General features: G+C 72.1%; 6 protein-coding genes. 3 read left to right on the top strand and 3 right to left on the bottom strand.

Annotation, left to right across the window (positions count from 1 at the left end; genetic code table 11):
- Nucleotides 1–42: 42 nt before the first annotated feature.
- Together GTY47_RS08350 and GTY47_RS08345 are read right to left on the bottom strand one after the other, a co-directional pair.
- The gene (locus GTY47_RS08350; protein WP_010037210.1) at nucleotides 43–321 is read right to left on the bottom strand and encodes a hypothetical protein; all 279 of its coding nucleotides are present in this window, start codon (nucleotides 319–321) and stop codon (nucleotides 43–45) included.
- A 23-nt stretch (nucleotides 322–344) separates the two neighbouring features.
- Nucleotides 345–1,130, bottom strand: coding sequence for a PspA/IM30 family protein (locus GTY47_RS08345; protein WP_078602781.1), 786 nt, complete (start codon nucleotides 1,128–1,130; stop codon nucleotides 345–347).
- A 337-nt stretch (nucleotides 1,131–1,467) separates the two neighbouring features.
- On the opposite strand from GTY47_RS08345, the gene GTY47_RS08340 reads away from it, so the two are divergent.
- Together GTY47_RS08340 and GTY47_RS08335 are read left to right on the top strand one after the other, a co-directional pair.
- Nucleotides 1,468–2,067 carry a DUF3043 domain-containing protein gene (locus GTY47_RS08340; RefSeq protein WP_010037204.1) on the top strand — a complete coding sequence of 200 codons (600 nt, stop codon included), beginning with the start codon at nucleotides 1,468–1,470 and terminating at the stop codon, nucleotides 2,065–2,067.
- Nucleotides 2,068–2,150: 83 nt separating this feature from the next.
- A complete protein-coding gene (locus tag GTY47_RS08335; RefSeq protein WP_010037202.1) occupies nucleotides 2,151–2,852 on the top strand; it encodes a methyltransferase domain-containing protein in 702 nt (233 codons plus the stop codon).
- Between the two features lie 60 nt (nucleotides 2,853–2,912).
- On the opposite strand, the gene GTY47_RS08330 is transcribed toward GTY47_RS08335, so the two are convergent.
- Nucleotides 2,913–3,125 carry a hypothetical protein gene (locus GTY47_RS08330; protein WP_010037201.1) on the bottom strand — a complete coding sequence of 71 codons (213 nt, stop codon included), beginning with the start codon at nucleotides 3,123–3,125 and terminating at the stop codon, nucleotides 2,913–2,915.
- A gap of 226 nt (nucleotides 3,126–3,351) precedes the next feature.
- On the opposite strand from GTY47_RS08330, the gene GTY47_RS08325 reads away from it, so the two are divergent.
- Nucleotides 3,352–4,551, top strand: a complete 1,200-nt coding sequence (locus GTY47_RS08325; protein WP_010037200.1) for a bifunctional adenosylcobinamide kinase/adenosylcobinamide-phosphate guanylyltransferase — start codon at nucleotides 3,352–3,354, stop codon at nucleotides 4,549–4,551.
- The last annotated feature ends 81 nt before the right edge of the window (nucleotides 4,552–4,632 follow it).

Below are 4,632 nucleotides of genomic sequence, written 5' to 3'. Positions count from 1 at the left end.
CGTGCCGCCCCAGGCGGCACGAATGCCCGCCGTTACGCAGCTTCAGCCCGGAATCAACCCGTCGTCGCTCAGCAGCTCCCGGACCTCCTCGAGTGTCGCGTCCGGGGACGGGAGGATCAGTTCCGATGGTTCCAGGGAGTCGTCGGGCAAGGGTTCGCCCAGGTCTCGGACCCTGGTCAGCAGGGCCTGGAGGGTGCGGCGGAAGCCGGGGCCGTCGCCGTTCTCCATTTCCGCCAGGAGCTCGTCGTCCAGCTTGTTCAGTTCGGTGAGGTGGCCGTCGGCCAGCCTCACCTGGCCCTCCCCCATGATCCGTACGATCATGTCGCCCTCCTAGGCGTGGGCCCCTACTGCTTGTCGAAGCGCGGGGTGTCCTGCGGCTGCTGCTGGGACTGCTGCCGGCCCGTGCCACCTTCGAGGGCCTGCTGCCCACTGCTCGAGCCTCCGGCCAGCTCGGCCTTCATCCGCTGCAGTTCCAGCTCTACATCCGTACCACCGGAGAGCCGGTCCAGCTCGGCCTGGATGTCGTCCTTGTGCATGCCGGACTGGTCGTCGAGGGCACCGGAGGCGAGCAGCTCGTCGATCGCGCCGGCGCGGGCCTGGAGCTGGGCCGTCTTGTCCTCGGCGCGCTGGATCGCCAGGCCGACGTCGCCCATCTCCTCGGAGATGCCGGAGAAGGCCTCGCCGATCCGGGTCTGCGCCTGGGCCGCCGTGTACGTCGCCTTGATCGTCTCCTTCTTCGTGCGGAAGGCGTCGACCTTGGCCTGGAGCCGCTGGGCCGCGAGGGTGAGCTTCTCCTCCTCGCCCTGGAGCGTCGCGTGCTGCGTCTCCAGGTCGGTCACCTGCTGCTGGAGGGCGGCACGGCGGGAGAGCGCTTCGCGGGCCAGGTCCTCACGGCCCAGCGCGAGCGCCTTGCGACCCTGGTCCTCCAGCTTGGTGGACTGGGACTGCAACTGGTTCAGCTGGAGTTCCAGTCGCTTGCGTGAGGTCGCCACGTCGGCGACGCCGCGGCGGACCTTCTGGAGCAGCTCCAGCTGCTTCTGGTACGAGTAATCGAGGGTCTCGCGCGGGTCCTCGGCCCGGTCAAGGGCCTTGTTCGCCTTCGCGCGGAAGATCATCCCCATACGCTTCATGACACCGCTCATGGGCTTCGCGCGCCCCCTTCTGACCGACTCCGGCTCCAGCACCTGCGACAGAACCCACAGTACGGGCCCTGCATCCATTACCGCACTGTTCGGGGACGGATGCGCTCATCCCCAAGGACGACTGAGCACGCTCCCACTCCGGCGTAGGGAGTAGGTGATCCCCGGGGTTACGGGGGGTACCCCCGGTAACCTGAGCCGTACCTCCCGGGGAACGACCGGGTGCGTACACAACGTCCCCTCTGTCCCCTTACAGACGACTGGTGTTGCCGGATCGTTCCCCACGCGACTGGGGTCCATGCCCGGGAAGCCCTTACCCTTGGGTTTTGTGTTCCGTAGCCGTGCGAAGGATGAGAAGGCCCAGGCAGCCGACAAGGCGCCGGTGAACTTCTCCAAGCAGCCCCGCGACCCGCAGGCCCCGAAGGGCAGGCCCACGCCCAAGCGCAGTGAGGCCCAGTCCCAGCGCCGCAGCGTCGCCAACACGTCGATGACGCGGAAGGAGGCCGCCAAGCGCCAGCGCGAGGAGCGTCGTGCCGCGCTGGAGCGGCAGCGCCAGGCGCTGGCGAGCGGCGACGAGCGGTACCTGCCCGCGCGTGACAAGGGACCGGTCCGCCGGTTCGCGCGCGACTTCGTCGACTCGCGGTTCAACATCGCGGAGTTCTTCCTGCCGATGGCCGTGGTCATCCTCGTGCTCAGCATGGTGCGGGTGGCCGCGCTCCAGAACATCGCGCTGCTGCTGTGGCTCGTGGTGATCGTGCTGATCGTGCTCGACTCGTTCGTCTCGGCGTTCCGCCTGAAGAAGCAGCTCAACGAGCGCTTCGCGGGTGAGAACCGGCGCGGCGCGGTCGCCTACGCCCTGATGCGCTCTCTCCAGATGCGCCGGCTCCGGCTGCCGAAGCCGCAGGTCAAGCGTGGAGAGCGGCCCTGACCGCCACGTCGTTCTCCGGGGGTGCGGCGGATGCCTGGCTGGACAAGCTGGGCGGGCTGCGCGATGTCGTCCGGCAGGAGCTGGTGGCCCGCCAGCTGGACGAGCAGATAGTCGGGCGGTTCCCGGTCGGGCAGCGGCTGCGGGTGCTCGACGTGGGCATGGGCCAGGGCACGCAGGCGCTGCGGCTGGCCCGGGCCGGGCACCAGGTGACCGGTCTTGAGCAGGACGCGAAGATGATCGCCGTGGCCCGGGAGTCCCTCGCCGGGGAACCGGAGGGCATCCGGGAGCGGATGCGGATCATCGAGGGCGACGGCCGGGACACCGGCGTGCACTTCCTGCCGGGCAGTTTCGACGTGGTGCTGTGCCACGGCGTCCTGATGTACGTGGAGGAGCCCGACCCGCTACTGGCGGGCCTGGCCCGGATGCTCGCGCCGGGCGGGCTGCTGTCCCTGCTCGTGCGCAACGGGGACGCGCTCGCGATCCGGCCGGGGCTGTCCGGCGACTGGGCGGGCGCGCTGGCCGCCTTCGACACGGTCTCCTACCGCAACCGGCTGGGGCTCGACGTACGGGCCGACCGGCTGAAGGACCTGACGGCGACGCTCGCCGGGATCGGGGCGCCGCTGCACGCCTGGTACGGGGTGCGCGTGTTCACCGACACGGCGGCGGACGGTGCCGAGGTCCCGGCCGACGGGGAGACGCTGCTCGCGGTGGAGGAGAAGGCCGGGCGGACGGATCCGTACCGCGGGGTGGCGGCGCTGCTGCACCTGTGCGGCGTGCGCGGCTGAAACACCCCGCCACACCCCGCCCCCAGGGGTGGGCGGGGGCCGTCGGCCCCCGCCCAGGGCTCACGCGTCGGCCGCGTGCAGGCTCATCGGCCCGTAGATCTCCGTGGCGTCCTCGAACAGCCGCACCTGGTCGGCGCCGCCTTCCAGCAGGGCCTTCCAGTGCTCCCCGATCCAGGACTCGGCGTCCCCCTGGGTGGGGAACTCCTCCGGCGGCACCGCGGGCTGGACCTCCGTCCCGTCGGTCTTCTCGAACCGCCACGTCCATGCCGCCATGTACGCCTCCCATGTGTGTTGAGCACACTGCACAGCGAAAAGCCGGATCTTGGTCCGGCTCCTGACCAGAGCCTATGCGCTCCGCTGGGTGGGGCGTTATAGGCGGTCCGGGAGTGCGGGTGGTTGGGCGTGTGCGGATCTTCGTGGGCTTGTCGCGCAGGTCCCCGCGCCCCTACCGGGGCGTCTCCAGCACGCATGACGCATTGCGGCGGGTGAGAATCGGGGCGTGGAACTGACTCTGCTCGGCACCGGCGCCCCCGCGGGACTCCCCCGCCCCGACTGTCCCTGCGCGGCCTGTTCGGCTGCCCTCGGCCCCGACGCGCGGGCGGCCACCGCGCTGCTCCTGGACGGGGCGCTGCTGCTCGACCTGACGCCCGGGGCCGCGTTCGCGGCGGCGCGGGCGGGCCGTTCCCTGACCGGCGTACGGCAGGTGCTGTTGTCGCACCCGCACGACGGGCCGGCGGTCGAGGTGCCGGCCGGGCTGCCGCAGCCCGGACGGGTGCCGGACGGGCGGGAGTTGACGCTGCTGACGGGGCACCGGGTGCGGGCGGTGCCGATGGACGCGCCGGGCACGGGGTACGCGGTGACCGGGCCGGAGGGGCAGCGGCTGCTGTACCTGCCGCCGGGCGGGGCGCCGGCGGGGCTGGAGGAGCCGGCCGAGTCGTACGACATGGTGCTCGCGGACGTCGTGGGGCGCCCGGACGCGCTGGCGAAGCTGCGGGCGGTGGGGGCGGTGGGGCCGACGACCGATGTGGTCGCCGTCCATCTGGACCACGACGTGCCGCCCGGGCCCGAGCTCGGGCGGCGGCTCGCGGCGGCCGGGGCGCGGGCCGTGCCGGACGGGACGACGCTGGTGGTGGGGGCGTACGAGGACGTGCCGGACGTGCCGCGGCGGACGCTGGTGCTGGGCGGTGCGCGGTCGGGCAAGTCGGTGGAGGCCGAACGGAGGCTGGAGGCCTTTCCGGACGTGCTGTACGTGGCGACGGGCGGGTCGCGGAACGGGGACACCGAGTGGTCGGCGCGGGTGTCCGCGCATCGCGAGCGGCGGCCGGGGTCGTGGCGGACGGTCGAGACGTGCGATCTGGTGCCGTTGCTGGCGGAGGACGGGCCGCCGTTGCTCATCGACTGTCTGTCGTTGTGGCTGACGGATGCGATGGACGCCGTGGGGGCTTGGGACGACGCGGTGTGGGCGGAGCGGGGGGAGAAGGCGTTGCGGGAGCGGGTGCGGGAGTTGACGGAGGCGGTGCGTTCGACTCGGCGGACCGTTGTCGCCGTGTCGAACGAGGTGGGGTCGGGGATCGTGCCGTCGACGGCGTCGGGGCGGCGGTACCGGGATGAACTCGGGCGGTTGAACGCGGGGTTCGCGGACGAGTGCGAGCATGTTCTGTTGGTGGTGGCGGGGCAGGCTGTGGTGCTGCGGGGGTGAAGGGTGCGCGGCGTCCGGGCTGTGGCCGGGTGGGTGCGCAGCTCGGCGCGACGAGGTGCCGCTGCGCCCACCCGTGCCGCC

It is taken from the genome of Streptomyces sp. SID5464, from assembly GCF_009862985.1.
Taxonomy (GTDB): Bacteria; Actinomycetota; Actinomycetes; order Streptomycetales; family Streptomycetaceae; genus Streptomyces; species Streptomyces chartreusis_D.
This window is presented reverse-complemented; position numbering and strand designations above follow the sequence as displayed.

Coding starts and splice junctions, on each gene's coding strand:
- GTY47_RS08345 (WP_078602781.1), bottom strand. CDS start 1,130: ATGAAGCGTATGGGGATGATCTTCCGCGCGAAGGCGAACAAGGCCCTT.
- GTY47_RS08350 (WP_010037210.1), bottom strand. CDS start 321: ATGATCGTACGGATCATGGGGGAGGGCCAGGTGAGGCTGGCCGACGGC.
- GTY47_RS08330 (WP_010037201.1), bottom strand. CDS start 3,125: ATGGCGGCATGGACGTGGCGGTTCGAGAAGACCGACGGGACGGAGGTC.